The organism is Mesorhizobium neociceri (genome assembly GCF_013520985.1).
In the GTDB taxonomy this organism is placed as follows: Bacteria; Pseudomonadota; Alphaproteobacteria; order Rhizobiales; family Rhizobiaceae; genus Mesorhizobium; species Mesorhizobium neociceri.
The window spans coordinates 35,037-61,826 of the sequence record NZ_JACDTY010000018.1 but is presented as its reverse complement, the minus strand read 5'-3'; the positions used below and the strand labels follow the sequence as shown (position 1 = coordinate 61,826).

The 26,790-nt window shown below is 62.1% G+C and carries 31 protein-coding genes; 10 read left to right on the top strand and 21 right to left on the bottom strand.

Translation table 11 applies throughout. The features are described 5' to 3' along the window. Window positions 1–69: 69 nt before the first annotated feature. From H0241_RS27600 to H0241_RS27575, 6 genes are read right to left on the bottom strand one after another with little or no spacing between them, the layout of a single operon-like run. Window positions 70–1,779 (bottom strand): DUF7056 domain-containing protein, encoded by a 1,710-nt coding sequence (locus H0241_RS27600; protein WP_181060938.1) that lies wholly within the window; start codon window positions 1,777–1,779, stop codon window positions 70–72. Then, window positions 1,772–2,938, bottom strand: coding sequence for a glycosyltransferase family 4 protein (locus H0241_RS27595; RefSeq protein ID WP_181060937.1), 1,167 nt, complete (start codon window positions 2,936–2,938; stop codon window positions 1,772–1,774). The genes H0241_RS27600 and H0241_RS27595 overlap by 8 nt, the downstream gene beginning before the upstream one ends. After that, complete coding sequence (locus H0241_RS27590) at window positions 2,935–3,603, bottom strand: methyltransferase domain-containing protein (protein ID WP_181060936.1); 669 nt, start codon at window positions 3,601–3,603, stop codon at window positions 2,935–2,937. The genes H0241_RS27595 and H0241_RS27590 overlap by 4 nt, the downstream gene beginning before the upstream one ends. Further along, the gene (locus H0241_RS27585; RefSeq protein ID WP_181060935.1) at window positions 3,600–3,992 is read right to left on the bottom strand and encodes a GtrA family protein; all 393 of its coding nucleotides are present in this window, start codon (window positions 3,990–3,992) and stop codon (window positions 3,600–3,602) included. Before H0241_RS27585 ends, H0241_RS27590 begins: the two co-directional genes overlap by 4 nt. Next, window positions 3,989–4,678, bottom strand: coding sequence for a methyltransferase domain-containing protein (locus tag H0241_RS27580; protein ID WP_328824845.1), 690 nt, complete (start codon window positions 4,676–4,678; stop codon window positions 3,989–3,991). Before H0241_RS27580 ends, H0241_RS27585 begins: the two co-directional genes overlap by 4 nt. A gap of 9 nt (window positions 4,679–4,687) precedes the next feature. After that, complete coding sequence (locus tag H0241_RS27575) at window positions 4,688–5,980, bottom strand: glycosyltransferase family 2 protein (protein WP_235984517.1); 1,293 nt, start codon at window positions 5,978–5,980, stop codon at window positions 4,688–4,690. Window positions 5,981–6,331: 351 nt separating this feature from the next. On the opposite strand from H0241_RS27575, the gene H0241_RS27570 reads away from it, so the two are divergent. From H0241_RS27570 to H0241_RS27555, 4 genes are all read left to right on the top strand, one after another. Continuing rightward, window positions 6,332–6,628, top strand: a complete 297-nt coding sequence (locus H0241_RS27570) for a YciI-like protein (RefSeq protein ID WP_181060933.1) — start codon at window positions 6,332–6,334, stop codon at window positions 6,626–6,628. Window positions 6,629–6,657: 29 nt separating this feature from the next. After that, window positions 6,658–7,083 carry an EVE domain-containing protein gene (locus H0241_RS27565; RefSeq protein ID WP_112621800.1) on the top strand — a complete coding sequence of 142 codons (426 nt, stop codon included), beginning with the start codon at window positions 6,658–6,660 and terminating at the stop codon, window positions 7,081–7,083. Further along, on the top strand, window positions 7,038–7,736 hold the full coding sequence (locus H0241_RS27560) for a class I SAM-dependent methyltransferase (RefSeq protein WP_181060932.1): 699 nt from the start codon (window positions 7,038–7,040) through the stop codon (window positions 7,734–7,736). Before H0241_RS27565 ends, H0241_RS27560 begins: the two co-directional genes overlap by 46 nt. A gap of 105 nt (window positions 7,737–7,841) precedes the next feature. Next, window positions 7,842–8,264 carry a DUF1761 domain-containing protein gene (locus tag H0241_RS27555; protein ID WP_181060931.1) on the top strand — a complete coding sequence of 141 codons (423 nt, stop codon included), beginning with the start codon at window positions 7,842–7,844 and terminating at the stop codon, window positions 8,262–8,264. Between the two features lies 1 nt (window position 8,265). On the opposite strand, the gene gcvA is transcribed toward H0241_RS27555, so the two are convergent. After that, entirely contained in the window at window positions 8,266–9,216 is a 951-nt protein-coding gene (gene gcvA / locus H0241_RS27550; protein ID WP_181060930.1) for a transcriptional regulator GcvA, read from the bottom strand. Window positions 9,217–9,346: 130 nt separating this feature from the next. Here gcvA and H0241_RS27545 point away from each other — a divergent pair, with 130 nt between their 5' ends. Next, the gene (locus H0241_RS27545; protein WP_181060929.1) at window positions 9,347–9,601 is read left to right on the top strand and encodes a hypothetical protein; all 255 of its coding nucleotides are present in this window, start codon (window positions 9,347–9,349) and stop codon (window positions 9,599–9,601) included. 83 nt (window positions 9,602–9,684) lie between these two features. Here H0241_RS27545 and H0241_RS27540 read toward each other — a convergent pair whose 3' ends face one another. Continuing rightward, window positions 9,685–10,221: a L,D-transpeptidase family protein gene (locus H0241_RS27540; protein ID WP_328824849.1), complete on the bottom strand. Its 537-nt coding sequence runs from the start codon at window positions 10,219–10,221 to the stop codon at window positions 9,685–9,687. 145 nt (window positions 10,222–10,366) lie between these two features. Here H0241_RS27540 and H0241_RS27535 point away from each other — a divergent pair, with 145 nt between their 5' ends. Both H0241_RS27535 and H0241_RS27530 read left to right on the top strand, forming a co-directional pair. Continuing rightward, complete coding sequence (locus H0241_RS27535; protein WP_112561232.1) at window positions 10,367–11,050, top strand: response regulator transcription factor; 684 nt, start codon at window positions 10,367–10,369, stop codon at window positions 11,048–11,050. Between the two features lie 222 nt (window positions 11,051–11,272). Beyond that, window positions 11,273–11,728, top strand: a complete 456-nt coding sequence (locus H0241_RS27530) for a cyclic nucleotide-binding domain-containing protein (RefSeq protein WP_181060927.1) — start codon at window positions 11,273–11,275, stop codon at window positions 11,726–11,728. Window positions 11,729–11,730: 2 nt separating this feature from the next. Here H0241_RS27530 and H0241_RS27525 read toward each other — a convergent pair whose 3' ends face one another. From H0241_RS27525 to tesB, 8 genes are all read right to left on the bottom strand, one after another. Further along, complete coding sequence (locus H0241_RS27525) at window positions 11,731–12,348, bottom strand: GNAT family N-acetyltransferase (protein WP_181060926.1); 618 nt, start codon at window positions 12,346–12,348, stop codon at window positions 11,731–11,733. A gap of 23 nt (window positions 12,349–12,371) precedes the next feature. Continuing rightward, window positions 12,372–13,178, bottom strand: coding sequence for an exodeoxyribonuclease III (locus H0241_RS27520; protein WP_181060925.1), 807 nt, complete (start codon window positions 13,176–13,178; stop codon window positions 12,372–12,374). Window positions 13,179–13,389: 211 nt separating this feature from the next. Then, complete coding sequence (locus H0241_RS27515; RefSeq protein ID WP_181060924.1) at window positions 13,390–14,061, bottom strand: outer membrane lipoprotein carrier protein LolA; 672 nt, start codon at window positions 14,059–14,061, stop codon at window positions 13,390–13,392. A gap of 137 nt (window positions 14,062–14,198) precedes the next feature. Then, window positions 14,199–16,865 carry a DNA translocase FtsK gene (locus H0241_RS27510; protein WP_181060923.1) on the bottom strand — a complete coding sequence of 889 codons (2,667 nt, stop codon included), beginning with the start codon at window positions 16,863–16,865 and terminating at the stop codon, window positions 14,199–14,201. A gap of 391 nt (window positions 16,866–17,256) precedes the next feature. Further along, complete coding sequence (locus H0241_RS27505) at window positions 17,257–17,532, bottom strand: hypothetical protein (protein ID WP_181060922.1); 276 nt, start codon at window positions 17,530–17,532, stop codon at window positions 17,257–17,259. 276 nt (window positions 17,533–17,808) lie between these two features. Beyond that, on the bottom strand, window positions 17,809–19,167 hold the full coding sequence (locus H0241_RS27500) for an ammonium transporter (protein WP_181060921.1): 1,359 nt from the start codon (window positions 19,165–19,167) through the stop codon (window positions 17,809–17,811). A gap of 31 nt (window positions 19,168–19,198) precedes the next feature. Continuing rightward, entirely contained in the window at window positions 19,199–19,537 is a 339-nt protein-coding gene (locus tag H0241_RS27495; RefSeq protein WP_023670499.1) for a P-II family nitrogen regulator, read from the bottom strand. Window positions 19,538–19,755: 218 nt separating this feature from the next. Beyond that, the gene (gene tesB, locus H0241_RS27490) at window positions 19,756–20,631 is read right to left on the bottom strand and encodes an acyl-CoA thioesterase II (RefSeq protein ID WP_181060920.1); all 876 of its coding nucleotides are present in this window, start codon (window positions 20,629–20,631) and stop codon (window positions 19,756–19,758) included. 112 nt (window positions 20,632–20,743) lie between these two features. Between tesB and H0241_RS27485 the strand changes: the two genes are divergently transcribed. Next, the gene (locus H0241_RS27485; RefSeq protein ID WP_181060919.1) at window positions 20,744–22,000 is read left to right on the top strand and encodes a ubiquinone biosynthesis hydroxylase; all 1,257 of its coding nucleotides are present in this window, start codon (window positions 20,744–20,746) and stop codon (window positions 21,998–22,000) included. Here the strand turns inward: H0241_RS27485 and H0241_RS27480 are convergent. Next, complete coding sequence (locus H0241_RS27480; RefSeq protein ID WP_181060918.1) at window positions 21,977–22,144, bottom strand: hypothetical protein; 168 nt, start codon at window positions 22,142–22,144, stop codon at window positions 21,977–21,979. The two genes, H0241_RS27485 and H0241_RS27480, sit on opposite strands and share 24 nt — an antisense overlap. Before the next feature lie 78 nt (window positions 22,145–22,222). Next, on the bottom strand, window positions 22,223–22,753 hold the full coding sequence (locus H0241_RS27475; protein WP_181060917.1) for a hypothetical protein: 531 nt from the start codon (window positions 22,751–22,753) through the stop codon (window positions 22,223–22,225). A gap of 213 nt (window positions 22,754–22,966) precedes the next feature. On the opposite strand from H0241_RS27475, the gene H0241_RS27470 reads away from it, so the two are divergent. Further along, complete coding sequence (locus tag H0241_RS27470; RefSeq protein ID WP_181060916.1) at window positions 22,967–24,574, top strand: GMC family oxidoreductase; 1,608 nt, start codon at window positions 22,967–22,969, stop codon at window positions 24,572–24,574. 17 nt (window positions 24,575–24,591) lie between these two features. Here H0241_RS27470 and H0241_RS27465 read toward each other — a convergent pair whose 3' ends face one another. Continuing rightward, entirely contained in the window at window positions 24,592–24,948 is a 357-nt protein-coding gene (locus H0241_RS27465) for a YciI family protein (protein ID WP_181060915.1), read from the bottom strand. Next, complete coding sequence (locus H0241_RS27460) at window positions 24,945–25,166, bottom strand: hypothetical protein (RefSeq protein WP_181060914.1); 222 nt, start codon at window positions 25,164–25,166, stop codon at window positions 24,945–24,947. The genes H0241_RS27465 and H0241_RS27460 overlap by 4 nt, the downstream gene beginning before the upstream one ends. Before the next feature lie 212 nt (window positions 25,167–25,378). Between H0241_RS27460 and H0241_RS27455 the strand changes: the two genes are divergently transcribed. Next, entirely contained in the window at window positions 25,379–25,804 is a 426-nt protein-coding gene (locus tag H0241_RS27455; RefSeq protein WP_181060913.1) for an OsmC family protein, read from the top strand. Window positions 25,805–25,869: 65 nt separating this feature from the next. Here the strand turns inward: H0241_RS27455 and H0241_RS27450 are convergent, their stop codons facing one another. Continuing rightward, a complete protein-coding gene (locus H0241_RS27450; protein WP_235984516.1) occupies window positions 25,870–26,790 on the bottom strand; it encodes a helix-turn-helix transcriptional regulator in 921 nt (306 codons plus the stop codon).

Sequence of the window (26,790 nt, the reverse complement as noted above, 5' to 3'; positions counted from 1 at the left end):
TTCCGTCCGGAATTGCGTAAAAACAAAGGGCTAGAGCAGTTCGCCGTTTCCGTGAAACGGGGAAACGCTCTAGTTGTAAACTCCCGTGAACAGCTCGGCATCGTCCTCACCGGAGACGATGAGGTTTTCGTAATTGCCTTCCGGAAGCAGCAGTGCCTCGGCCGGACCGCCGCGCAGAACAACGTCGCTGACACCGGCCTCCAAGGACAAAGGCAAGGAACGCGGGATGCCATCAATCTCGACCTCGCCATCTGCAAGATGCCCGTTCGTCGTATACAGGCTGTATCGTCCGGCGACAGGCACCTTGAAAACGTCCAGACGACCGGAGTGAAGGCGACGGCCGGCCATTCTGATGTTGGGAGCGATCTGGACGTAGCTGTCGCGGATAAAAGGGGCAATCACAGGATCGATCCAATCCATACGATATGACCAGATGATCACCTTTGGCGGAGCGTTCGAGAGGATTTTGTACGCTTCCGATTCGCTGCCTTCCCGCAATGTTTTCAAGATATAGTACTGGTCGAGCCACAGGGTGGAGGGCTCCTGTCGATTGGGCAGCATTCCGATGCCGTCGAAATAGAACTCGTCAGGTCCGACCATCGCTTCGGCGCGGGCGATCAGCGCAAGCTGCGCCGGGTTGTCAATACGCAGATAGAGTACGTTGCTGATGTAGCTGATCGTTCCGGCAATCGCGAGCAACGCCCCCGCCAAACGCACGGGCAATGTATCAGCCGCGTTGCGATCGAGCATTCCAAGCGACCACAGCGCCATGAATGGCAAGGCCATGATGAAGACATAAGGCCAAGGCTGATCATGGACAAAAACCAGGACCGTGATGACGGCGGTGAACGTCAGCGCAATCCGCTGTCTTTCTTCCAGCGCTCCGATGCGCGCCAGCCCAAGAATGATCCTGCCGAAGCAGAATACATAGAGGATTGCGTTGCGAACGAGCGTCTGGACCACAAACCCTCGCAAGCCGCCATATTCGACACCGCCGCGGCTCGCGACTTCAACCGGGCCGAATATCAGGCTTCGGGCGATAGGCAGCGGATCGGCGCCGCCAAATATGACGCAATAGGCGGCGATGGGCACAATCCAGCCCAGCACCAGGGCCGCGCCACGCTTGATCCCGGCTCCGTATTGCCGTGCAATGAAAGCGTTGACGAGCAATCCCATACCCAGCGCGACATTGAAATAGATGGATTTCTGGGTCGTCAGGAAGGCGAGGCCGCTAAGGATGCCGGCGAAGACGATCCGTCTCGCACTTGCCGAATTCCCGCTGATGACCACCAACAGCGCCGCTACGGCGAAGAACAGCGCCAGCGGTTCCGAGATCGTGCGGAAAATTCGCTCCATGAAATTGGAGAAACACAGCAGGATCAGGACAATCGCCAAGGCGCGCGGCCTGTCCTGGCCGAGCGCGCGTGCGCATGCGTAAATCATCGCGATGGTCGCGCAAGCGAGCAGCGCCATCTGGAAGCGCCCCACGAACATAATGGACGTCGCATCCCATCCAATGAGAATGGCCAGCTTGCAAAAGATCGTGAAACCTACGGCCTTGGCCGGTTGGACAGTGTCAAACAGGCCGTTCCCGAGATACTTCGCGTAACCGACTTGGCCGAACTCATCCATGACGAAGCGGCTGCGATAGGCCAGCGCGAAAAGAAGGATGATCTTCAGTGCAATCAGAACGCTCAGGCCGATTATGGCCGGGCGTTCGGCAATACCGAAAAAGTCCCTGTTGCCGATGTCGGTTTTCACAGTGGACCGGTCATCCATCGGCAACGTTCCCTTGCCGGTTCTCGGTCGGTGCCACCGCTTGGCTATTGCACGCCAAGGCGATCACGCTGCGGGCCATCTTTTCCCAATCGTAGTGCGCCAGGGCATGGGCAGCCATCGCATCACGCTCGGCGGCAGTCAGGGCAAGGCCGTCGATCGCGTCAGCGCAACGACGAGCCGACCCCAGGGCATCTCTAAGGTCGATGTTAACACCACGCAGCCAGACCGCTGCATCGGGATCGGCAAGGTGGACCGGAGCGCCGCAGATCACCGGGAGGCCGCAGGCCATCGCCTCTTGTATGACAAGCGGATATCCTTCCCCGACGCTTGGGAGCAGCAAAAAATCTGCCGTGCGATAGAGGTCCGCCAACTCCACGGGCGTCCGAATGCCAAGATCACGAACATTGCCAAGTCCCCAGGCGCTGGGCCTGATCGAGCCGGCGCCCGCCAGCGAGAATTCGAGATCGGGCCGCAAGGTCGCCAGCGCGCGGATCACCGACAGTCCCTTTTTCTCGACGTAACGGCCAACGAAAAGAACGCGACGTCCTCGCGCCGGGGAGCCCCCATCGCCGGTCGAGTCCCGCGATGGATGGAAAATGCTGTGGTCAACGCCGTTGAAAAGCAGCCTGTAAGTGTTCCGCGCGGGCGTTCCGAGCAACTCATGGCGCACCGTGTCACTGATAAAGACGCGGGCATCCGCCGCCCTTAGCATAGGCCGCGTCACCAGACGGTTTGCGAGCGCCGTCGCGAAGCGCAGGATGCGCGAAGAGAATGGAACGCTGGCAATGTGTTGAACAAGCACTGTTCGCTTGCGGTAGATTTTGGCCGCCACCATTGCCAGGATCGACGTGGCGTAAAGCGCATCATGCATCACCACTGAATCGCTGCCGCGCACTGCGCGCGCCAATTCCGCTATTCCTCGCATACGAGGTATGGGCATCGGCAGGCCGTTGCGTTTTTCCATCAGCTGGAGGCAGGCAATCGGCACCGCATGCACTTTTCCCTCGGGCTGCAGGTCGGCATCGCTTGCAGCCCAGGACGCTTCGATGCCGTTATCCACAAACCGGCGGCAAAGATGCCCGGCGACGCGCTCTATGCCGCCGCCATGCGCCTCGAAGAAGTGGCTTACCGTCAAAATCCGCAAGGGCTTGCCCGTCAAACCCGCTCCAGACGGAGCGTAATCTCAAGGCGATTCGGAAACAGCCATCCGTACAGGCCTTTACGGTATTGCAACGGCGCCGCGCGCGCGGCGATGCGATAGCCGCTCTCGGCGACGAGCCTTTCCCATTCGGCACGATCAAGGTAGCGCGCCCAGACCATTCCGCCGAACGGGATGTTTCCAATGGCGTCCATTGCCGTGAGGCGTAGACGATCCACCGCATGGCGGCTTTCATGGTCCTTGATATAGAGCGGTCCATCCACCACCCGCCGGATCTCTCTGAGAAGCGCTGCGCGCGCCGCAAGCGGCACGTGATGCATGACGTTGTTGAGCGTTGCCGCGTCGAACGCATCGTCCCTGAAGGGCAACGTCTTGCCGTCATACTGGCGGGTGGACACACTTAGCGATGGGCAGAAACGGTCGACAAGATCCACCGTTTGCACTTCTTCCAGCGGAAACAGCTCAGACATGGCCTGTGCAATCACGCCTGTGCCTCCACCGACATCCAGCAGCCTGCGATGATCGCCAGCCCAGACTTGACGCAAGCTGTCGAGCATCGTGGCCTGGTAGAACGGCACCTTGCTCCGGTACATGGCGAGATGGCGCGACATGATACCCTGCAGGAGGTGCGGATCGATGGAGGGCATCGTCATCTGGAAATTCATGGGTTTCTGACTGATGTGGATTTTGGCGCGGCGATCGCCCAGCGGCTAAGCGCAAAGTTGATCGCCAGCATGCAGATCGACGCAAGCGGCGACGCGACAGGCATCGCCAGGCCTGTCCAGTCGCGCCAGAACCAGGTGAAGATGAACGCCAGCGGGACATTGGCCGACATCGCCAGCACATATCTTGCAAAGCCGGGCAGGGCCAAAGGCTGGCGGAACGTGAAGACGCCATGCAGGGCGTAGCCGGTCGCCGCCACGATCCCGAAGGACAACAGGACCGCCAGCCACAAAGGCGATCCAGCACGATCCGAAAGAATCATCACGGCGTTGTGGAGCGCGAGACACAGCGCCGCCACAATGACGTAAGTGGAAGGCGCACGCATGTTCATGCGATCGCCTTATGTGCCCGAACGAGGAATACGCATCCATTGTCGTCGCGTATCGACGCTGGCGTGATGGTGTCTTCCAGCAGCGCGCGCAGGTTCATGAGCACGGCCAGCAGCGACGCGAAGGCTCCCCCAAAAACGGGGATGCGGCGCAGGAAGAAGGCAAAGCCGGTCAGACGGATCAGCGTGGTCGTGGCCAGCGGACCGGCGATCGCCTTGACGTCCTCGACAACCAGGCCGCGATCCCCGAGATCGGCAATCAGGCCTGTTCGCGTCCAGCGGCGATGATCTTCCGGGTGGGGATGATACAGCCAGGTGCCATGCGTGGATAACAACAGAACACCGTCATCGCGCAGCAGCCGGCTGATTTCGGCGCAATAAGCGTCGAGGTCGCGTACATGTTCCAGGACCTGGACCGAGAGGACAGCGCCCGCGGCGCCGTCGGCAAGCGGCACCCGGCCGTTCTCGTCGATCCGCAGCGATCCGCCATCGTCGATATCCGCGCCACGATAATCGATCTGCATCTCCCGCATCATCCGGGCATAGGGCATGTCGCCGCAACCCAGATCGACCATCAATGTTTCTGGCCTGACATGGGCACTTGCTTGCTCCTTCAGCAGCCTGGCGAGCCCGCGCAATATCAGCCAGTCAGTATCCCAGATACGCGGAGAAGCCCTGCTTGCTTTCATGTTGCAGGCTCACCTACGCATAAGCCGGCGAAACTCGGAAAGAAGCGGATCGCCAACACTATCAAGCAGCAGCTTCAGCACGAAACCGGACAGGGTCATCAACACGCCGGCCACGCACGCAGTGCTGCTGGTGAATATGAGGTGCACGGACTGCTCCATCGGTTCGTCGACAAGCAGCCATTGGAGAGCGAGGAGCAGGTTTACCGCGAACCCTCCGGCAAAGATCAAGGCACCTCCGCCAACCAGCCATTCCAGCGGGCGTCCTCGTTTGAGCCAGGGGACGACGCGTCCCGTCTGAACCGGGTGATAGATGGCGATAGCCACTTTGGCCAACATGCCCAGCAATGTCGCTGACAGTCCGATGAGCGTTGCCATGGACGCAAGCGCAACAAAGTGGATGCCAAAATAATGTCCGTTAACCTGAATCGGGCCGGACGAAAGCAAAGCCAGGCCGACAGTGCCCGTCACCAGCAGGGTAAGGCCAGGTATCAGGTACAGCGTGTCCGGCGCGTGAGCGATGATGAGCCGCAAATGGCGCCAGCCGTCGCGGAAGGAACGCAGATGCGGCGCGCGGTTTCGCTTGTCGGGATGGAGTTTGATCGGCACTTCACGAATGGTGAGCCCAGCGCGATGCGCGTTGATGATCATTTCCGAGGCGAATTCCATTCCCGTCGAGCGTGCGCCGATTTTCTGAAATGCCTCTCGAGTGAAGCCGCGCATGCCGCAATGGAAGTCACGGATCGGAGATTTGTGCAGCCAACGAGCGATGGTGGACAGGACGGGATTGCCCAGGTAGCGATGCAACAGCGGCATGGCGCCCGGCTCGATGCCGCCGGCGAACCGATTGCCCATGACAAATTCCGCACCCAATTCCAACGCATCGACGAAATCGCCGAGCCGGCTCCAGTCGTAGGAATCATCGGCATCGGCCATGATGAGATATTTGCCTTCGGCCGCTTCAGCCGCGGCGCTGATTGCCGCGCCATAGCCCTTTACCGGCTGATGGACGACCCGCGCTCCCAACTTTTGCGCAATCTCCACCGACTTGTCCGTGGAGCCATTGTCGCCGACGACGACTTCCCCCTTGATGCCGCGTCTCGAGAAGGCATCGAAGGCTTTGCGAATACAGATGCCAATCGTCAGTTCTTCGTTCAGGCAAGGAATGATTGCAGAGACGAGGACACGCTCGGTCTCCATGCTGGCCGTGAAAGCAGGCGTGTCGTCGTCGATCCTGACTGTCGTGCCGCCCGCGATGCTCTCCATTGCGTCCTCGATGCAGGCGTTCTGGAAGAACCAGCCCATTCTCACAATTGACCCGCTGGAGTGTTGCGTATCGAAAATTGATTATTTTTGAATTTACGAAATATTCAGTCGCGTCTTCATAGGCGGCGGCAGTGGTAAAGGCCCGGCGTTATATTTTTTCGCAATACAGCCCGGTCGCCTGAGTCTGTTTTTCAGGCGAAGCGAAATCGTCTGAGACTTCATCAACTCAAGTGGATCAATCATTTCAACGCCTTGGCCTTGAGCCGCAGCGGAGATTCAACGCGATAGATCGTCATTTGGCATTGACCCAAAGGCAGCATAAAAGCAAAACCGCGGTTTCGGCAGTTCAAGGCGAACTGTGTCGCAGTCCCAAACCGGAGTTTTGAAAAAATGCTGTTTGCGTTGATTTGCAAGGACAAGCCGGGCAGCCTGCAGGTGCGCGTCGACACACGCCCCGTCCACGTCGCCTTCCTCGAGGGTCTGAACGCCGACAAGAAACTGGCCTTTGCCGGCCCGTTCCTCGATGCCGACGGCAAGCCCAACGGCAGCCTCGTCGTCGTCGAGGCGCCTGATCTGGCCGGTGCGCAGGCGCTGTCGGCCGCCGACCCCTACGCCAAGGCAGGATTGTTTGAAACAGTCGAAATCCGCCAGTGGAACTGGACCTTCAACAAGCCGGCGGCTAGTTAATTCCGGCAGGCCCACGGAGGAGCAAAGACATGAACTACTGGCTGTTCAAATCCGAACCTTCGGTCTTCTCCTTCGAGGCGCTGAAGGCCAAGGGCAAGGCCGGCACGCAATGGGACGGCGTGCGCAACTATGCGGCGCGCAACAACATGAAGGCGATGCAGATCGGCGATCTCGGCTTTTTCTACCACTCCAATGAGGGGCTGAACGTTGTCGGCATTGCCGAGGTCTGCGCGCTGGCCCATCCCGATAGCACGACCGACGATCCGCGCTGGGAATGTGTCGACATCCGCGCTTTCAAGGATGTGCCGAACCCGCCGACGTTGGAACAGGTCAAGGCCAATCCGAAACTCGCCGAGATGGCACTGGTGCGACTTGGACGGCTTTCCGTACAGCCGGTGACTCCGGCCGAATGGAAGGAAGTCTGCCGCATGGGCGGCCTGACGCCGGCTCCGTGACGGTCCTCACGCCGAACAGCGCGAAAAAGTTCATTCTCGACAACACGGCACTGATGGCGCCACCGCATGTGCCGGAAATTCTTCTGCGGCTTGCCGACGAGGCGCATGACCTCTGGCAGCGGACCGAGGACGAACTGACCGAAATCGGCCTGCCGCCACCCTTTTGGGCCTTTGCCTGGGCCGGCGGCCAGGGCCTTGCCCGCTACATCCTCGACAACCCGTCTGGAGTGCGCGGCAAACGCGTGCTCGACTTCGCCTCCGGCTCCGGGCTTGTCGCCATCGCCGCCGCCAAGGCAAGTGCTGCGCAAGTGATCGCCACCGACATCGACCCGTTCTGCGAGACGGCGATCCGCCTCAATGCCGAGGCCAATGGCGTTACCATCGAGTTTTGCGGCACGGACTGCATCGGCACCGATGCCGGCTGGGATGTGGTGCTGGCCGGCGACGTCTTCTACGACAGATCCTTCGCCGACACGCTGATGCCGTGGTTTTCGACACTGAAGGCGCGTGGCGCCGACATCCTCGTCGGCGATCCCGGCCGCTCCTATATGCCCAAGGCCGGACTGGAGCCTTTGGCCGTCTACGAAGTGGCGGTGACGCGGGCGCTGGAGGATGCGCTGGTGAAGCGCACCACGGTCTGGCGCTTCGCTTGACGGCGGTGCCGAACAGGCGTTCCATCGTGCACTGATTTGAAGAATACGCATGTCGTTATCCCAAAACCGCTCAACGCTTTTGGTCGACACGCTTGAGGGGGGGTTATGGATTTTTCAGTGGTGAACTGGCTGGCGGTGGTTGTCGCGGCCGTGGTGGTATGGCTGTTCGGCGCCGTCTGGTACACGGTCCTCAGCAAGCCCTGGATGAGGGCGGCCAGGATCGATCCGTCAACGGCGAAGAAATCAATATTGCCCTTCATCATCTCCTTTGTCACCGAACTGATCATGGCTCTGGTCTTTGCCCTGGTCGTCGGCGCGATGACCGGCGGCGAGCCAACCCTTGTCGCCGGCGTGGTCTTCGGCTTCGTCCTCTGGCTGGGCTTTGTCGCCACGACGCTGACGGCCAACCACCGTTATGAGAATTTCGGCTGGGACCTGACCCTGATCGATGGCGGCCACTGGCTCGGCGTGCTTTTGATCATTGGCGCGGTGATCGGCTGGTTCGGCGCGCCGGTCGTCCCTGGCTGACCTACAACTCGTCCCAGGTCCGCCGCGTCGGATCCGGTTGCGGGTTGTGGACTTCGCCCAGTATCCAGTCCTTGAACGCGATGATCCGGGCGTCGTTTGCCGACCCTGCCGGATAGACCAGGAAATAGGCGAATTCGGCCGCGACCTTGAGGCCGAGTTCGAATGGCCGCACCAGCCGTCCCTCCGACAGGTCGTTCGCTACCATGGCGAAATCGGCGAGCGCCACGGCATTGCCGTCGAGCGCCGCCTGCACCGCATCTGACGAAGAGCCGAAAACGATGGTGCGGCTGTCATCAAAATCGTCGATGCCTGCCGCCGCCATCCACATGCGCCAGTTCGGCCAGGTCACGCCCTGGCGCGCCCATACGATATGGGCAAGCGTGTGCCGGAACAGATCGCGCGGCTCTCGAAGCGGGGGACCGGAGGTCAGCAAAGCCGGGCTGCACACCGGAATAATGATGTTGTCGAACAGCCGGTGGCTGACAATGCCCGGATATTTCCCGGTGCCGAAGCGAATGCCGATATCGACGTCGTCGCGATCGAAATCGCGCACCTCATAGGTGATGTCGAAGCGAAGTTCGATCCCGGGCTGATGCTTGCGGAAATCGTCGACACGCCGCATCAGCCATTTGGTAGCAAACTGCGGGTCGAGCGTAATTTTCAGGAGCGCCAAGCCGCGCGTCATCTTTTGTGCCCGCGACACCGCCCGGTTGAGCAGGTCGAGCGCATCGAGCGATGCCTCGAACATAACCGTTCCCGCTTCCGTCAGCCGAATGGTGCGGCTGGTGCGGGTAAACAGCACGATGCCGAGCTGATCCTCGATTTCCTTGATCTGGTGGCTGACCGCCGCCGGCGTCAGCCCGAGCTCGTCCGCGGCCCGGGTGAAATTAAGGTGCCGGGCCGCCGCTTCCAGCGTCCTCAAGGCACGGGTTCCAGGCAACAGGCGGGCCAATCGATCTCCAAATAAAACTTGATGATATGGAGAAAACTACTCGTTTCTCCTTTGTCTTTCAACCCGGCATGATGGGCGCAATCGAAACACCATCAAACCGGATTTGATATCCGGAGGAACGGACCACACCATGTCCATCATCGCTTTCAACGCACCGATTGCTCGGCCGTCTTGGCTGCGCGCCGTGCTCGACTGGCTCCGTCACGCCCGGGTCGCGGCCCACCTCACCCAGCAAAATGTCGTCCACCAGGACGTCGAGGATCTCTCCGACCGCGAGCTGCGCGACATAGGCGGCGAACGCAAGGATGTCGCCCGCGCCATGGACCGGGAGCTGGGCCGGCTGGGACTGCTGGATATCGGCTGGCAGAGGAATAGGCAGTGGTGAATAGGCCTTAGGCAGTAGGGAAGAATGAGACGGCGCCGAAACCCGGCCCTACTCCCTACTCCCTACTCCCTACTCCCTACTGCCTATCTGATCACCCTCACCACCGTCTTATCCGACACCAGCGGCAACAGCCGCGCCATTGTGCGCCCGGTTACCGCCACGCAGCCTTGCGTCGGCGTGAAGCCCGGGCGCGCCAGGTGGAAGAAGATGGCGCTGCCGCGCCCGCGCCGGCGCGGCGCCATGTTCCAGTCGAGCACCAGGCAGGCGTCGTAGAGACGATCATCACGCCGCATCCGCTCATGGCTGGCGCCGTAGGGGATTTTCACCGGACGGTTGTAGTTGCGGTCGTCCGGCACCTCGCACCAGCCGAGATCGGCGCCGATCGGCGCCATCGCCAGCCGGGTTCTACGCGCCGCCGAGAAATGATCCCCGCGAAAATATCCCGACAGAATCCGCATCTCGCCAAGCGGCGTCGCGCCGTCGCCCTCGCGCTTGTTGGTCGAGATGCCACCGCGCCCCAGGGCGCAGGCAAACACCTTGCTGCCGGCCTGCAAAATCCCCTGGCTGGGGTTGCCGGGCCTCGCCCGCACCACCAGCACGCGTAGCCCTTTAGGCAAAATTGCGCCGGCTGCATTGCGAACGCGTTTTTTCTTGTATGATCGTGTCACGGAACAAATCACTGTGATCGGACTGTTGTGCCGGTCAGCTTCCGCATAAATGGGGGTCGGTCAACTGAAAATTCTTTTCAAAACAACGGATTGATCCATGACATCACGTACCATTCTTATCGTTGACGACGATGACGACCTGCGCGGAACCCTCGTCGAGCAACTGGCCCTCTACGAAGAATTCGACGTCCTGCAGGAAGCGACCGCCGCCAAAGGCGTTGCTGCTGCGCGCGGCGGGCTCATCGACCTGCTCATCATGGATGTCGGCCTGCCCGACATGGATGGCCGCGAGGCGGTGAAGATCCTGCGCAAGGGCGGCTACAAGGCGCCGATCATCATGCTGACCGGACACGACACCGATTCCGACACGATTCTCGGCCTCGAGGCCGGCGCCAACGACTATGTCACCAAGCCGTTCCGCTTCGCCGTGCTGCTCGCCCGCATCCGCGCGCAACTGCGCCAGCACGAACAGAGCGAGGACGCCACCTTCTCGGTCGGTCCCTATACCTTCAAGCCCAGCCAGAAGCTTCTCATCGACCAGCGTGGCGCCAAGGTGCGGCTGACCGAGAAGGAGGCCTCGATCATCAAATATCTCTATCGCGCCGACCAGAAGGTGGTGACGCGCGACGTCTTGCTCGAGGAAGTGTGGGGCTACAATTCCGGCGTCACCACGCACACGCTGGAAACCCACGTCTACCGGCTGCGCCAGAAGATCGAGCGCGATCCTTCCAATGCTGAAATTCTTGTGACAGAAAGCGGCGGCTACAAGCTGGTTCCTTAAACATTTCATTATTCCAATAGGCGGTCGGGGGCAGGACTGTTTTCGGGTGCGATCCGGCTGGGGGAGCATGGATCGACCCCGCGCATCGGCCCAAAATCGATTCGGTTTTGGGGGAGAACGCTGCGCAGATTGAAAAATGTTGGAGCGTCCTTTGCGTGACCAGGAGGACGCTCGGCGCTCTAAGGGAGGGATTGGACTGACCGTTCGGGGACGCAGCTAGAGATGGCGCTGGATGACGACATCCGCATCCTGTCCGCCGTGAAGCTCTTTGAGGGTTTCACGCAGGAACAGCTGCGCCTGCTCGCCTTCGGCGCCGAAGCCACGCATCTGCAGGCCGACCACAAGCTTTACCGCGAGGACGACGAGGCCGATTCGGCCTATATCGTGGTCAGCGGCCGCATCGTGCTCTATCGCGAGCAGAATGGCGAACGCGTCCCGATCGGCACCGCCGGCCCCGGCACGATCCTGAGCGAACTGGCATTGATCGCCGACACCAACCGGCTGACCAGCGCATCGGCCGAGATCGATTCGGAAGTGATTCGGCTCAGCCGCAAGATGTTCCGTCGCATTCTCGAGGAGTACCCCGACGTGGCGGTGAAACTGCACCAGCGCATCCTGGAAGATTTCCAGGCCATGATCGCCCGCATCGAGAAGCTCGCGCCACGGTTTGGCGGGTAAGTCTAGTTGCCGTCTCGAACGGGTTTTGGCCTGAACAGGCACCAGAATGGCTTCCTGGGCGCAAGTTCACCTTGGCCGAGGAGTTGAAACCCGCAACGCTCATAGAAAGCCAAATTCTTGCGTTGTGCGGTTTCGAGAAACGTCCCTGCCGAGACAGGATCTCGTTCGGCAAGATCGCAATAGGCCTTGATGAGCGCGACGCCAGCCCCTTTTCCCTGCATTGAGGGGTGAACGCCCAGGACCCCGAGGTAGAAATGCGGTTCCTGCGGCTTGTATGTCTCACTGATGGCGTCTGCCCTCTCGAAGCGCGAAGCCATCGATGCCTGCCTTTGCTGAAGCAGAGCCCATCTCTCTCGGTGAGCCGGAAGCCATTCAGGCCGCTGCGTATTATAGCCCATCACCGCACCAAGGATGCGACCGTCGCTCTTTAACAGCAGCACAGGCATTCCAAGCGCGAGGCGTGCCGCCATCAGGATCGAGAAGAACTCCGTCACCAGGTCCTGACGCTGCGCAGGATCGCCCGAGAAGAAAAAAGCCATCTGCGGATCATCGGCAAAGGCAGCCGCCAGACAGTCGGCCGCCGATGTCACATCCGGCTCTCGTGCTGCCACTATCTCCATTCACCGACTCCTTGGCTCGTTGCCTAGTCGAGATCGAACCGTGCAATCACCGGCACATGATCCGATGGCCGGTCCCAGCCGCGCGCGGCGCGCAGGATTTCGTAGCCGGCAAAACTGGGCACCAGGTTCGGCGACGACCAGACATGGTCGAGCCGGCGGCCGCGGTTCGACGCTTCCCAGTCCTGCGCGCGATAACTCCACCAGGTGTAGAGTTTTTCCTCTGGCGGCACGTTGAGCCGCATCAGGTCGACCCAGTCGCCGGCGATCCGCATCGCCTCGAAATTCGAGGTCTCGACCGGCGTGTGGCTGACGAGGTTGAGCAATTGCTTGTGCGACCAGACATCATGCTCCAGCGGCGCGATGTTGAGGTCGCCGACCAGGATCGAGGCAGACGCCTCGTCATGGCTGGCGCGGATGGCGTTCATCTCGGCGACGAAATCGAGCTTGTGGCGGAATTTGCGGTTGATCTCGGGATCGGGCTCGTCGCCGCCGGCCGGCACATAGAAATTGTGGATCAGGATCGCCTTGCCGCCAGCTTGGACCTTGACCGACAGATGGCGGCTGTCGTCGATCTCGCAGAAGCGCCGCTTCTCGACAATCTCGATCGGCCGCCGCGCCACCGTCGCCACGCCGTGGTAGCCCTTCTGGCCATGGAAGGCGATGTACTCGTAGCCCGCCTTGCGGAAGGCTTTTTCCGGAAACAGCTCATCCGGAACCTTCGTCTCCTGCAGGCAAAGCACGTCCGGCGCCTGCTCGCTCAGCAGCCGCTCGACGATCGGCATGCGCAAGCGCACGGAGTTGATGTTCCAGGTGGCAACTGTGAAGGGCATGCGGCGGTCCGAACAAGCTCGCCGATCTACTGCCAGCCGAGCGCCACAAACACAAGCCAGCCTTTGCGGGATGCTTCCCCAGCGGCGACCGTGATTCAGGTCAGGCCGAGTCGAAAATGGTGGTCTCCGAGAACCGGAGCGGAGCGTACTTAAAGTACGTGAGCACCGGAAGCGGAGGAGACCGCCATTTGCAGGCCGGCCTCACCTGAATCTAGCGGGTCTTGGTGTTCAGCTCGCGGTTCGCCGTATAGTCGATGGCAAACGTGTCCGGCGGAAAGCTGACGCCTTCCTTGGTGTTGTAGATCATCACCGTGGTGTCCTTGCCCTGCGCATCGGTGATGGTCCACTGCCGCAGGTCGTAGGATTTCGGATCGAACATCATCGTGATCTTCGAATTGCCGAAAACCGATTTGTCGGCGAGCTGGATGGTGGTGAGGTCGCTCTCTTCCTTGATCGATTTGACGCGGCCACCGGAGAGGTCGATCCGGTTGTCGAGCAACAGCTTGAGCGGCGTCTTCGACAGCGGATAGAGATCGGACGTTTTCAGCCGCTGGTTGAGGATGACCACCGACTTGCCGTCGGAAATCACCCGGAAATTCGACTTGCCGTCATAGTTGAAGCGGATCTTGCCCGGCCGCTCGAGGAAGAACTTGCCGCCGGTCTGCTGGTTGTTGGGTCCGAACTGCACGAACTCGCCGCTCATCGATTTGACCGAGGAGAAGTGGTCGGCGATCTTTTGCGCCGCCGGCGGCACCGCCGCCTGCGCCGAGGCCAGAAGCTGGAACCCCGGCATGACATTGACGGCCGCGGCGCCGGCAAGAACCAGGCCAAGGCCGAGCAGCTGGCGGCGGTTTGGAGCGAAATCGCTGAGATCGTTTTTCATGCCGGTCACTCTCGTGTGGTGTGTGTCTCGTTGCAGTCCGTGGACCCCCAGTTAGACTTAAGTTTGGCGGACCGGACGGCACTCTGTCGCTTGAACGCGCCAAAAGGTTCAAGGTTGCCGCCGGTCGCATCAGCTGATCAGAATTTGTCGTCCTCCGTCGGCACCAGGATCTCGCGTTTGCCGGCATGGTTGGCCGGGCCGACAATGCCTTCCTTCTCCATCTTCTCGATGATCGACGCGGCGCGGTTGTAGCCGATGCCGAGCCTTCGCTGGATATAGCTGGTCGAGGCCTTGCCGTCGCGCAGCACCACGGCCACCGCCTGGTCATAAGGATCGTCGGAATCCTCGAAATTGCCGCCGCCACCGGAACCGCCCTTACCCGATGGCTCGTCGTCATCGTCATCGCCATCATCCTCGGTGATGGCGTCGAGATATTCGGGCACGCCCTGCAGCTTCAGATGCGCGACGATCCTCTCGACCTCGTCGTCGGAGACGAACGGGCCGTGCACGCGCTGGATACGGCCGCCGCCGGCCATATAGAGCATGTCGCCCATGCCGAGCAGCTGTTCAGCGCCCTGTTCGCCCAGAATGGTGCGGCTGTCGATCTTCGACGTCACCTGGAAGGAGATACGGGTCGGGAAATTGGCCTTGATGGTGCCGGTGATGACGTCGACCGACGGACGTTGCGTCGCCATGATGACGTGGATGCCGGCGGCGCGCGCCATCTGCGCCAGCCGCTGCACGGCACCTTCAATGTCCTTGCCGGCGACCATCATCAAATCGGCCATCTCGTCGATGATGACGACGATGTAAGGCATCGGCTCGAGGTCGAGATTCTCGGTTTCGTAGATCGCCTCGCCGGTCTGGCGGTCGAAGCCGGTCTGCACGGTGCGCGAGATTTTTTCGCCCTTCTTCTCGGCCAATTGCACGCGCGCATTGAAGCCGTCGATGTTGCGCACGCCGACCTTGGACATCTTGCGATAGCGATCCTCCATCTCGCGCACGGTCCATTTCAGCGCCACAACTGCCTTCTTCGGATCGGTGACGACCGGCGTCAGCAGATGCGGGATGCCGTCATAGACGGAAAGTTCGAGCATTTTCGGATCGATCATGATCAGCCGGCAATCCTGCGGCGTCAGCCGGTAGAGCAGCGACAGGATCATGGTGTTGATGGCGACCGACTTGCCGGAACCGGTGGTGCCGGCGACCAGCACGTGCGGCATCTTGGCGATGTCGACGATGACCGCCTCGCCATTGATGGTCTTGCCCAGCGCCAGCGCCAGCTTCGCCTTGGTGGTCTCGAAATCGCGGCTGGCCATGATCTCCCTGAGATACACGGTCTCGCGCTTGGCATTCGGCAGTTCGATGCCGATGGCGTTGCGGCCAGGCACAACGGCGACACGGCAGGCAATGGCGCTCATCGAGCGGGCGATGTCGTCGGACAGACCGATGACGCGCGACGATTTGATGCCGGGCGCCGGTTCCAGCTCATAGAGCGTGACCACCGGGCCGGGCCGCACCGCGATGATCTCGCCCTTGACGCCGAAATCCTCCAGCACGCCCTCGAGCAGGCGCGCATTCTGCTCCAGCGCGTCCTTCGACAGGCTGGCGTCGCGCACCACATTCTTCGGTTCGGACAGGAAATGCAGCGACGGCATTTCAAATGTTTCCGAGCCGATCAGCGAGGTCTGCGCCTCGCGCTGGACGCGGGCGCCAGGAGCGGGACGCGGCGCGGGTGCTGCGACGCGGGTCGCCGCATCGGAGCGGAAGTTCTGCACCTTGGCGTTTGGCGAGGCACGGCGCTGGACCGGCTCGTCGTCGAACTCGACCTCCTCGTCGCCATTGTCGAAACCGGCGTCGAGGACGTCGTCATCGTCCGGATCGACGGAAACGCTGCGGTCATTGACCATGGCGGCGAAGAATTCCGGCTCGACGCGGGCGCGGCCATCCGGGCTCATGCGCTGCTCGGCGAACTCGGCTGATTCGACCCGTTCGGCGGCGCGGCGCCATGCGGTGGAGCGCTGCTCCATCTCCGGCTCGTACTCGTCGCGCTCCTGCTGGCGGCGCACAGCCCGGCGGTGCATCCAGGCGCGGAACGACAGCCACCAATGGGTGATCGCGCCGAGTGCCAATATGCCTTCGTCGCCCTCGTCCTCGTCTTCGTCGAAGAGCAGGTCGTCCTCCCGGGGATCGGGCTCCGCACTGCGCTCCATCACGGCAAAGCCGTTCTTGCGCGCAATCAGCGCCGAGCCGTAGGCAAACAGCCACAGCGCCGGCGCAATGAGCATCATGGCAATGATGCTTGCAATGATGCCGGTTGGGTAGCCGCCAATGAGCAGGCCGGGGATGTTGAGCACCATGTCGCCGAACACGCCGCCGAGGCCGGTCGGCAGCGGCCAGGTCTTGGGCGGCACCACGCAGCCGGCCATTGCCGCGGCAAGCAGCGCGAAGCCGAACCAGGCAACGCCGCGCTTCGGCAGCCTGTCGACGCCACGCGCCGAAAACAGGAGAAAGCCCCAGATCACCGCCGGCACCAAGGCGGCGACCGCGGCAAGGCCGAAGAACTGCATGGCAAGGTCGGAGAACACCGCGCCAGCATAGCCCATGGCGTTGGTGACGATGTTGTCGGTGGCGTGCGAGAAGCTCGGATCGGCGACGTTCCAGGTGGCCAGCGCTGCGACCCCAAAAGCGACCAGCGCAAACAGGCCGGCGCCGACCAGCCGCCCGACCTGGCGCCGCGCAAATGCCTGGATGCCGTGCCCCGTATCGGTCAGCGCGAGCGGTGCTGAAGCCCCTGAACGCATGCTTCGTTCCCCGTCTGTCATGGACTGGCCGGGCGCATGACGCACTCCGGCAGATTCGGATGCCAGACTATCGGGGGGAAGGTTAAGGCCGCATTAACTATACGGCCGTCGGCGACGATCTCGCACAGAGCGCGCCCCGGCCGTCCGAAGTGCTCAAGCCTGCTGCGACAGAGGGATGTTGGCCGTGACTGTGGACAGCTTTTCGCGCTTTGACAGCGTCGGCTTTTCGTAGGCTTTTTTCATGGCAAGGCTTCCTGATGGAGCAGGTCGCCAATCCGGCGACCTGGCGGGGATGCAACACCTTGCCGGCGCCTACATCCCCGGCACGGGGGATGCGTGCTTTGAAAGGGGATGGCCGGCGCTTTGGCTCGCCATCCCTTTACATCGAACGTCAGTTGGCGCCGCCGAGCGCCTGGACGTTGGCGCAGAATTCAGCATGCGGCTTGCTCATTGCCGCGTCGTTGCATTCCTTCTTCATCGCTTCCTGCTTTTCCATCGGCATCGCCATGAAGGCCGCCTTGAACTCCTCCATCGGCTTCATCTTCATCATGCCGGAATCGGTGAAGAACGGCGCCATATTGTCGGGTTCGTCGAGCGCGCCGGCGAAAACCGGGCCGCTGACCATGGCCAGCGCCATTGCGCCGACGCAGATGTTCCTAAGGTTCATAACGAATTCCTTCCCTGTCGTTTTCAGCGGCCGCCTGGACGACAACCGTTTCCACAGTTCGGAACCGAAGTGGGCGATGTTTCCTTGGGATGGCGCATCACACGAACGTGATTGCGCAAAACGCATGATTGCCAGAACGTTTTCACCAAAAAAGAGGCCCGGAATGACCCGGGCCTCAAAGCGTGAGCCCTTTTCGGGAGCGTCACGACGGGATTCTCCTAAATCAATGCGGGACCGGCGGGAGGAGGGTTCCGCCGGTCCCGTTGGCAAGTGGCCTTACGGAACCACCTCGCCATGTTGGCTGATGTCGAGACCTTCGACCTCTTCCTGGGTGCTGGGCCGCAGGCCGACCAGCGCCTTGACGATGTAGAGGATCACGAGGGTAGCGATCGCCGTCCATATGATGGTGACGGCAACGCCGTAGACCTGCTTGCCGAGCGAGGCGCCCGACGACAGGCTGTTGATCGCCGGATCGGCAAGCACGCCGGTCAGCAGAGCACCGATGATGCCGCCGACGCCATGCACGCCGAAGGCGTCGAGCGAGTCGTCATAGCCGAACATGTGCTTCACCTTGACCGCCGAGATGTAGCAGAGCACGCCGGCGACGATGCCGACGATGAAGGCGCCGGTCGGGTTGACGAAACCGGAAGCCGGCGTCACTGCGACGAGGCCGGCAACCGCACCCGAGATGATGCCGAGCACGGAGGGCTTCTTGGCGACGATCCATTCTGCAAACATCCAGGCCAGAGCCGCCGCGGCGGTGGCAACCTGGGTGTTGAGCATGGCGGCACCGGCAAGGCCGTCGGCCGCCAGTTCCGAACCGGCGTTGAAGCCGAACCAGCCGACCCACAGCAGCGAAGCGCCGATCACCGAATAGACCAGGTTGTGCGGCGCCATGTTGACGGTGCCGTAGCCTTCGCGCTTGCCGAGAACCAGGGCGCAGACCAGACCCGCGACACCGGCATTGATGTGGACGACCGTGCCGCCGGCGAAGTCAAGAACGCCAGCCGTACCGAGGAAGCCGCCACCCCAGACCCAATGCGCGACCGGCACGTAGACGACCAGCAGCCACAGCGCCATGAAGATCAGCAGCGCCGAGAACTTCATGCGTTCGGCAAAGGCGCCTGCGATCAGCGCGGGCGTGATGATGGCAAACGTCATCTGGAACATCGAGAAGACGAACTCAGGAATGTTCACCACGCCGGGCAACCACAGCGACGAGGTGGTGATGCCATGGTGGAAGAATTTCGAGGCGCCGCCGATAAAGCTGTTCATGCTGGCGGAATCATTGGTGGAAAAGGCCAGCGAATAGCCGAACATGAACCACAGGATCGTCACCAGGCAGGTGATGGCGAAGCTCTGCATGATGGTGGCGAGCACGTTCTTCTTGCGCACCATGCCGCCGTAAAACAGCGCCAGGCCGGGAATGGTCATCATCAGCACCAGCGCCGTCGAAGTCAGCATCCAGGCGGTGTTGCCGGTGTCGAGCACAGGCGTCGGCGCCGCCGGGGCGGCAGCCGCGGCCGCGGGGGCTGCTTCCTGCGCGAAGGCGGCGACGCTGCCCAATGCTGCGAGAGCGAGCGAGCCAAGTGCGGCCGCGCGTCCCGTCGTCTTCAAGGTGGAAGGAATATTCATTGAACTCTCCATTGGAATACGTGTTCGCCGCTCAGAGCGCGTCGGTGTCTGTTTCGCCGGTACGGATGCGCACCGCCTGATCGATGCCGAAGACGAAGATCTTGCCGTCGCCGATCTGGCCGGTCTTTGCCGCCGCCGTGATGGCTTCCACGGCCTTGTCGACCAGGTCGGTGCTGACCGCGACTTCGATCTTGATTTTCGGCAGGAAACTGACCGCGTATTCCGCTCCGCGATAGATTTCCGTATGTCCCTTCTGACGCCCGTAGCCTTTGACTTCGGTGACGGTCAGGCCCTGGATGCCGACGGCGGTGAGCGCTTCGCGCACCTCGTCGAGCTTGAACGGCTTGATGATTGCCATCACGATTTTCATAAGGTTTCACCCTTTGCTGTTGCGGTCCCCCGCGTTTGCACACCTTCACCGATCCCAAAGAGCCCGGAGAGTGCCCGGCAGGATTCAAGCTCCGTGCCAGTTGCCGAAGCAGGGTGTTAACTCATTGTAAACAAACAGATTGCCGAGGGCGTGGCAGCAAGGTGCACATCGTCACAGGACAGTCACTGATCAAAAATTGGGCAATTTTTGCAAAATGCCTATTCGGCAGGCGGGCGCTTCAGGCGGATGAGGCCTTCCTGGGCAACCGAGGCGATCAGCGTGCCGTCGCGGGCAAACAGCGAGCCGCGGGTGAAACCGCGCGACCCCTGCGTCGACGGGCTGTCCTGCGTGTACAGGATCCAGTCGTCGAGCGGATGGCTGCGGTGGAACCACATGGCGTGGTCGAGGCTCGCCGCCTGGATGTCGCGGTCGAAAATGGCGCGGCCATGGGCGAAGGTCGAGGTGTCGAGCAGCGTCATGTCGGAGAGGTAGGCCAGCACCGCCGCCTGGGTGCCGCGGTCGGCCGGCACCGGGCCGGTGGTGCGGATCCAGATGTTCTGCTGCGGCTCCAGCTTTTCGCGGCTGGTGTAGTGCTTCAGCATCACCGGCTTCATCTCGATCGGCCGGTCACGCTCCCAGTAGCGCTTGATGCCGTCCGGCACCGCCTCGCCGAATTTGCCCAGCAATTCGCGTTGCGACAACAGGCTGTCGGGCGCCGGCACGTCGCGTGGCATCGGCAGCTGGTGCTCGAGACCGACCTCGTCCTGCTGGAATGAGGCTTCCAGCGAAAAGATTGCCTGGCCATGCTGGATCGCCACCACGCGGCGCGTGGTGAAGGAGCCGCCATCGCGGATGCGGTCGACCTCGTAGACGATCGGGACCTTGGTGTCGCCCGGCCGCATGAAATAGCCGTGCAGCGAATGCACGTGGCGCTTGGGCTCGACCGTGCGCTGCGCGGCGACCAGGGCCTGGGCGATGGTCTGACCGCCGAAGACGCGCTGCCAGTCGAGCTTGGGGCTGCGACCACGGTACAGATTGTGTTCCAGCTGCTCGAGGTCGAGAATGCTGAGAAGCTCGTCCATGGCCGCCGTCATGTTTCGTGACCTCGCCGTAAGATGCTATGGCGGTTTCCGACAGGAATGGCGGGCAGTCAAGGCCGGAATGCCCCAGTGGGCGAGGATGGTCGAGACTTCGAAAGGAATTGACATGGCAGACCGCAAGACGGACGCAAAAACCACACTCGACGTGCTGGTCGCCGGCGCCGGCTATGTCGGCCTCGCCGCCGCCGTGTCGCTGAAACAGGCGCGGCCGAACCTCGCAGTTGCAGTCGTCGATGCAGCCCCCGCCGGCGTCTGGCAAAAAGACGGCCGCGCCTCGGCCATCGCCGCTGCCGCCTGCCGCATGCTCGACCAGCTCGGCGTCTGGCAGGAAATCGTCGGTCAATCGCAGGCGATCACCGAAATGATCGTCACCGATTCCCGAACCGCCGATCCGGTGCGCTCGGTGTTTCTGACCTTCGACGGCGAGGTCGCGCCGGGCGAGCCGTTCGCGCATATGGTCGCCAACAAGGATCTGAACGGCGCCTTGCGCCGCCGCGCGCAAGAGCTCGGCATCGATATCATCGAAGGTGTCGCGGTCACCTCTTTCGACAGCAACGGAGCCGGTGTCACCGTGCATCTGGCCGACGGCGCGACGCTGAAAGCGCGGCTGCTGGTTGCCGCCGACGGCGTCAATTCGAAATTGCGCGACATGGCCGGCATCAAGACGGTGAAGTGGGAATACGGCCAGTCCGGCATTGTCTGCACGGTGGCGCATGAGCGGCCGCACAATGGCCGCGCCGAGGAACATTTTTTGCCCGCCGGCCCGTTTGCGACGCTGCCGCTGAAGCCGACCGAGGACGGCACCAACCGTTCGTCGCTGGTCTGGGTCGAACGCTCGGAGGACGCGCAAAAACTGGTCGACGGCGACGACCTCGTCTTCGAGCATGAACTGGAACTGCGCTTCGGCCTCAAGCTCGGCGAGATCCGCGTCATCGACAAGCCGCGCGCCTGGCCGCTCAGCCTGACCATTGCACGCGCCTTCGTCGCCCCGCGCATCGCGCTTGCCGGCGACGCCGCCCACGGCATCCACCCGATCGCCGGCCAAGGCCTCAATCTCGGCTTTAAGGATGTGGCGGCCCTTGCCGAAGTAATTGTCGAGGCCGACCGCCTCGGCCAGGACATCGGCGCGCTGGACGTGCTTGAGCGCTACCAGCAATGGCGGCGTTTCGACACCGTGCAGATGGGCGTCACCACCGACGTGCTGAACCGGTTGTTTTCCAACGACATCGGCCCGCTGCGCCAGCTCCGCGACATCGGCCTCGGCCTCGTCGAGCGCATGCCCAGACTGAAGGAGTTTTTCATCCGCCAGGCGTCCGGCCTGTCCGGCGACACACCGCGGCTATTTAAGGGGGAACAAATCTAGCAACCAAAAGAGGTAGTAGAAAACCACAATGGCGGCCAGCATGCCGAGCACAAACCTGCCGGCCCTGAATTTGCGCAGCCAGTCACCAAACAGCGTGTCAACCAGATCGGCCAATTGCGCAGCCACGTAGGCAATTGCTTCCATCTGTGCCTTGACGGTTTGGTGTGCCTTCCCCTGACGTAGGTACGCCTGCCTTCCGTTCAAGATCGACGTTAACGGGAATTAGTTGACCTCGAAACCCAGCTTTTGCCGCAGCCGCAGCATCCGCTGGTCGGCGACTTTGAAGCTCTGCTCACCGCCCTTGGAAACACGATCCAGCATTTGCAACAGATCCTCCCGCTCGTGCGGATCGAGGCGTTCGCGCAGGAACGGCGCCAGCTTGTCGATGACGATCGTTGTGTCGTCGATCTGCGCCGAGGCCCACTTCGCGTAGACGACGGCCTCGTCGGTCTTCTTCTGATTCTCGGCAATCTGCGAGATCACCTCGCGGATAATCGTTTCGCGCTTCGGCAGGATCGGGCCATGCTCCGCGGCCATGGCGGTGATCAGCGTCGCCGCCGCCACGACAGGGTCGTCGATCGCCGTCAGCGGCGACAGCGCCGCCTGCTTGCGCAGCTTCTTTCGGCGGATGTTGCCCTGGACGCGCCCGACGACATCGGCGACCTCGCGCGCGGCGTCGTTCATCGCCTTCATGCGGTACCACCAGAACGCCGCCGCTCCCAGCACGCCGAGAATAGCAATCAGGAAAGGCATATCGAATTCCCCCGGAAATTGCGGCGACGATAAGAGAACTCCGGCGTAGCTTCAACACGCAAGAGTTGAGGTCGGTTAAGAAATACAGACCCGGCCGCATGCCCCGCGGCGATGCAGGAACATTACGAACGCACGTCGTGCCTATTGCGGCCTTGCCGATACGCTGCGATCGTTCTGGGCCGAACAGGCCGCAGGACCGAGTAGAGCACCGCAATGACCCAACGGCTCGATGGCGACTACGACTACATTATCGTCGGCGCAGGCACCGCCGGCTGCGTGCTGGCCAACCGCCTGAGCGAGGATCCGGCGACGCGCGTGCTGCTGCTCGAGGCCGGCGGCAGCGACAATTACCACTGGGTGCATATCCCGGTCGGCTATCTCTATTGCATCGGCAATCCACGCACCGACTGGATGATGAAGACCGCCCCGGAAGCCGGCCTGAACGGCCGCTCGCTGGTCTATCCCAGGGGCAAGGTGCTGGGTGGCTGCACCTCGGTCAACGGCATGATCTACATGCGCGGCCAGGCAGCGGACTATGATGGCTGGCGGCAGATGGGCAATGTCGGCTGGGGCTGGGACGATGTGCTGCCCTATTTCCTCAAATCCGAGGACCACCATGGCGGCAAGACCAAGCTGCATGGTGCCGGCGGCGAATGGAAAGTGGCGCGGCAGCGTCTGTCCTGGCCGATCCTCAACACGGTGCAGGAGGCGGCAAAGGAATTCGGCATCATTCCGCGCGAGGATTTCAATGACGGCGACAATGAGGGGTCCGGCTTCTTCGAAGTGAACCAGAGCAAGGGCGTGCGCTGGAACACGGCCAAGGCATTCCTGCGCCCGGCACTGCGGCGGCCCAACCTTCGGCTGGTCATCAACGCCCATGTCGAGACGGTGCTGTTCGAAACCAAGCGAGCGATGGGCGTCCGTTATCGAGTCGGCGGCGAAACCATCGAGGCAAAGGCCACAAGCGAGGTGCTGCTGACGGCAGGTTCGATCAACACGCCGAAGCTGCTGGAGCTTTCCGGTGTCGGACAACCGGGTCGGCTTGCCGCACTCGGCGTAGAGGTCGTCCACGCCAGCCACGATGTCGGCGAGAACCTGCAGGACCATCTGCAGATCCGCACCGTCTACAAGGTGTCGTCGGCGCTGACGCTCAACACGCTTGCCAACAGCCTGACCGGCAAGGCGCGGATCGCGCTGCAATATGCCTTTGCCCGCTCGGGGCCGATGTCGATGGCGCCGAGCCAGTTCGGCATGTTCAGCAAATCCGATCCGTCGATGGCGACGCCGGACCTGGAATACCACGTCCAGCCGCTGTCGACGGACCGGCTTGGCGACCCGCTACACCCGTTCCCTGCGATCACCATGTCGGTCTGCAATTTGCGGCCCGACAGCGTCGGCTCCGTGCATGCCACGACGCGCGAACTGGCCGTGCAGCCGGAGATCCGGCTGAATTATCTGTCCACGGTCCGCGACCGCGAGATCGCGCTGCGCTCGGTACGCCAGGCGCGCAGCATCATGACCGCCAAGGCGCTTGCCGGCTTCCATCCGGAGGAAATCCTGCCCGGTCTCGCCCACCAGTCCGACGACGATTTGCTGCACCAGATCGGCTCGATCGCCACGACGATCTTCCATCCGGTCGGCACCTGCCGGATGGGCATCGACGACCGCGCCGTCGTCAGCCCCGATTTGCGCGTGACCGGTGTCGATGGGCTGCGCGTCATCGATGCCTCGATCATGCCGCGCATCGTTTCCGGCAACACGGCCTCGCCGGTGGTGATGATTGCCGAGAAGGCGGCGGACATGATCCGCCGACCTGCATGAGCCCGCCGATCGTCGGCCTACGACCCTGGAACGTTATAGATCGCCCTGACCTCCACGGTGCCGATTTCGGCCAGCGGAATCTCGCCGGCGATCTCCAGTGCTTGTTCGAGACCATCGGCTTCGATCATAACGAAACCAAGCAATTGCTCCTTGGTCTCGGCGAACGGTCCGTCGGTGATCAGCCGCTTGCCCTGGCGCCGCCGCACCGTCTTCGACGTCTTCACCGATTGCAGCGCCTGCGCGATGATCAGCACCCCGCGCTGATCCAGTGACCGGTCATGGGCCATCGAATCGGCGTCGAGCTTGGCCAGGCGCTGCGGCGTCATGGCATGGAGGTCTTTTTCCTCGCCGTAGACCAGACAGACATACTTCATTTCCAGCTCCCTTGCTCAGACGAACCATAGGCGATCACGGTATCGGTTGCGCTCGCCCCCGCAGCCGCATGGTCGAGAAGGATCACCGCAATGCCGATGATGGCAATAGCCGCAAGCAGCCGGCCAAAGCCGGAAGGCGGCAGGCGTAGCCGGTCGATTTCTCTCAGATCAGCCGATCGGCCGGTGCTTGTCCAATGGGCAGAAAACAGATTGTTCATGTGAACCTCCATCCGCCACGAGAATCCGTGGCCACCCGCAGGACGGCCGGGTTCGACAGAAGTCGACATTTTTGCACGCAGATTTTTTTCAAAGAAATTTCCGCAAGGCGGCGCCGGCCCCGAAACAGCCCGGTGGTCTTCCCCGGCCGCCGCGCTATAGTTGAAGGGAACGCCGCCTGGCCGGCGCTACCGCTGTAATCAAGGAGGACTTCATGGACCGCACCGCAAACGCCGTCTGGAAAGGCAATCTGAAAGAGGGCAATGGCACGCTCGACACGCAGAGCGGCGCATTGAAGGGCACGCCTTATTCGTTCAAGGCGCGTTTCGAGGACGAAAGCGGCAAATCCGGCACCAATCCCGAAGAGTTGATCGCGGCGGCTCATGCCGGCTGCTACGCCATGCAATTCTCCCACTTCCTGGCCGAGAACGGCACCCCCGCCACTCAACTCGACACCAAGGCGGTGGTGACGCTGGTGCCCGGCACCGGCATCACCGGCAGCGCCATCACCGTGGTCGGCAAGGTGCCGGGCATCGATGCGGCGAAATTCAAGGAATTGGCCGAGAAGGCCAAGGCCGAATGCCCGGTCTCAAAGGCGCTCGGCGCCATCAAGGTGTCGCTCGACGCCAGGCTGGGGTGAACGGCACGAATTCGAAGTGAGAAACGCCGGCCTCGTGCCGGTGTTTCGGTTCATGGATCAACTCTTCAGCGCCGCCGCCCGCACGTCCGACGGCGTTGCATCGTAGCGCCGCCGAAAAGCCGGTTGAAATAGGACAGGTCGTTGAAGCCCGCCTCGAAGGCGACCGCGGTGATGCTGCGGCCGGCCTGGCGGGGATCGCAGAGCATGCGGTGGGCGCGCAGCAGCCGCTGGCACAGCATGAAATCCGATAGCGACGTGCCTTCGCTCGCGAACAGTTTTCGCACGTAGCGAGCCGAGAGGCGGTGACGCCTGGCGACATCTTCGGCCGAAAGCCTGCCGTGCCCGCCATGAGCGGTGATATCGGCCTTGATGGCACGCAGCCGCGCCACGCGCACGCCGCGCCCGCGCGCGATTTCCGCCGCGTCGCGGGTTGCGCCCATCGCCAGGGCGACAAGGTCGAAAATATGCGTCGTCGCCAGATGCCAGGTCTCGGGCGTTAGCCCATCGCAGTCCTGGATTGACTGTACATAGTCGAGCAGCAGCCGCATCGCGCCGCCGCCGGTCGGCAGCGGCTGCATCAGCGCTCGGGCCGGGTCGCCGACCAGCGGTGACAGCTGCTTGAGCGAGAAGCTCATATTGACGAAGCGCAGGCCGCCCGGCTGGATGATGTTGAGGCCGACCTCTTCGCCGCTCATCATCAATGCATGGCCGTTACCGACCGGCTCTTCGCGGCCGCGATGCTTCATCACGCTCGCGCCATCAAGCGCCGCCAGCAGGATCAGGTCGTCATTATCGATCAGCCGCGTCGAGTGATGGACGCGGAATTCCGAACAAGTGCCGGTGGCGATACCGAGGCCAGGCAAGGCGCGCACCTTCATGTCGACATGTGTCGGCCCGAGCGGATCGAGATCGACCTTGAGCACTGTGCGGCCATAGACCTCGCGCATCACCTCGACGCGATCGCGCTCCGGAAGCATGTCCGTCAT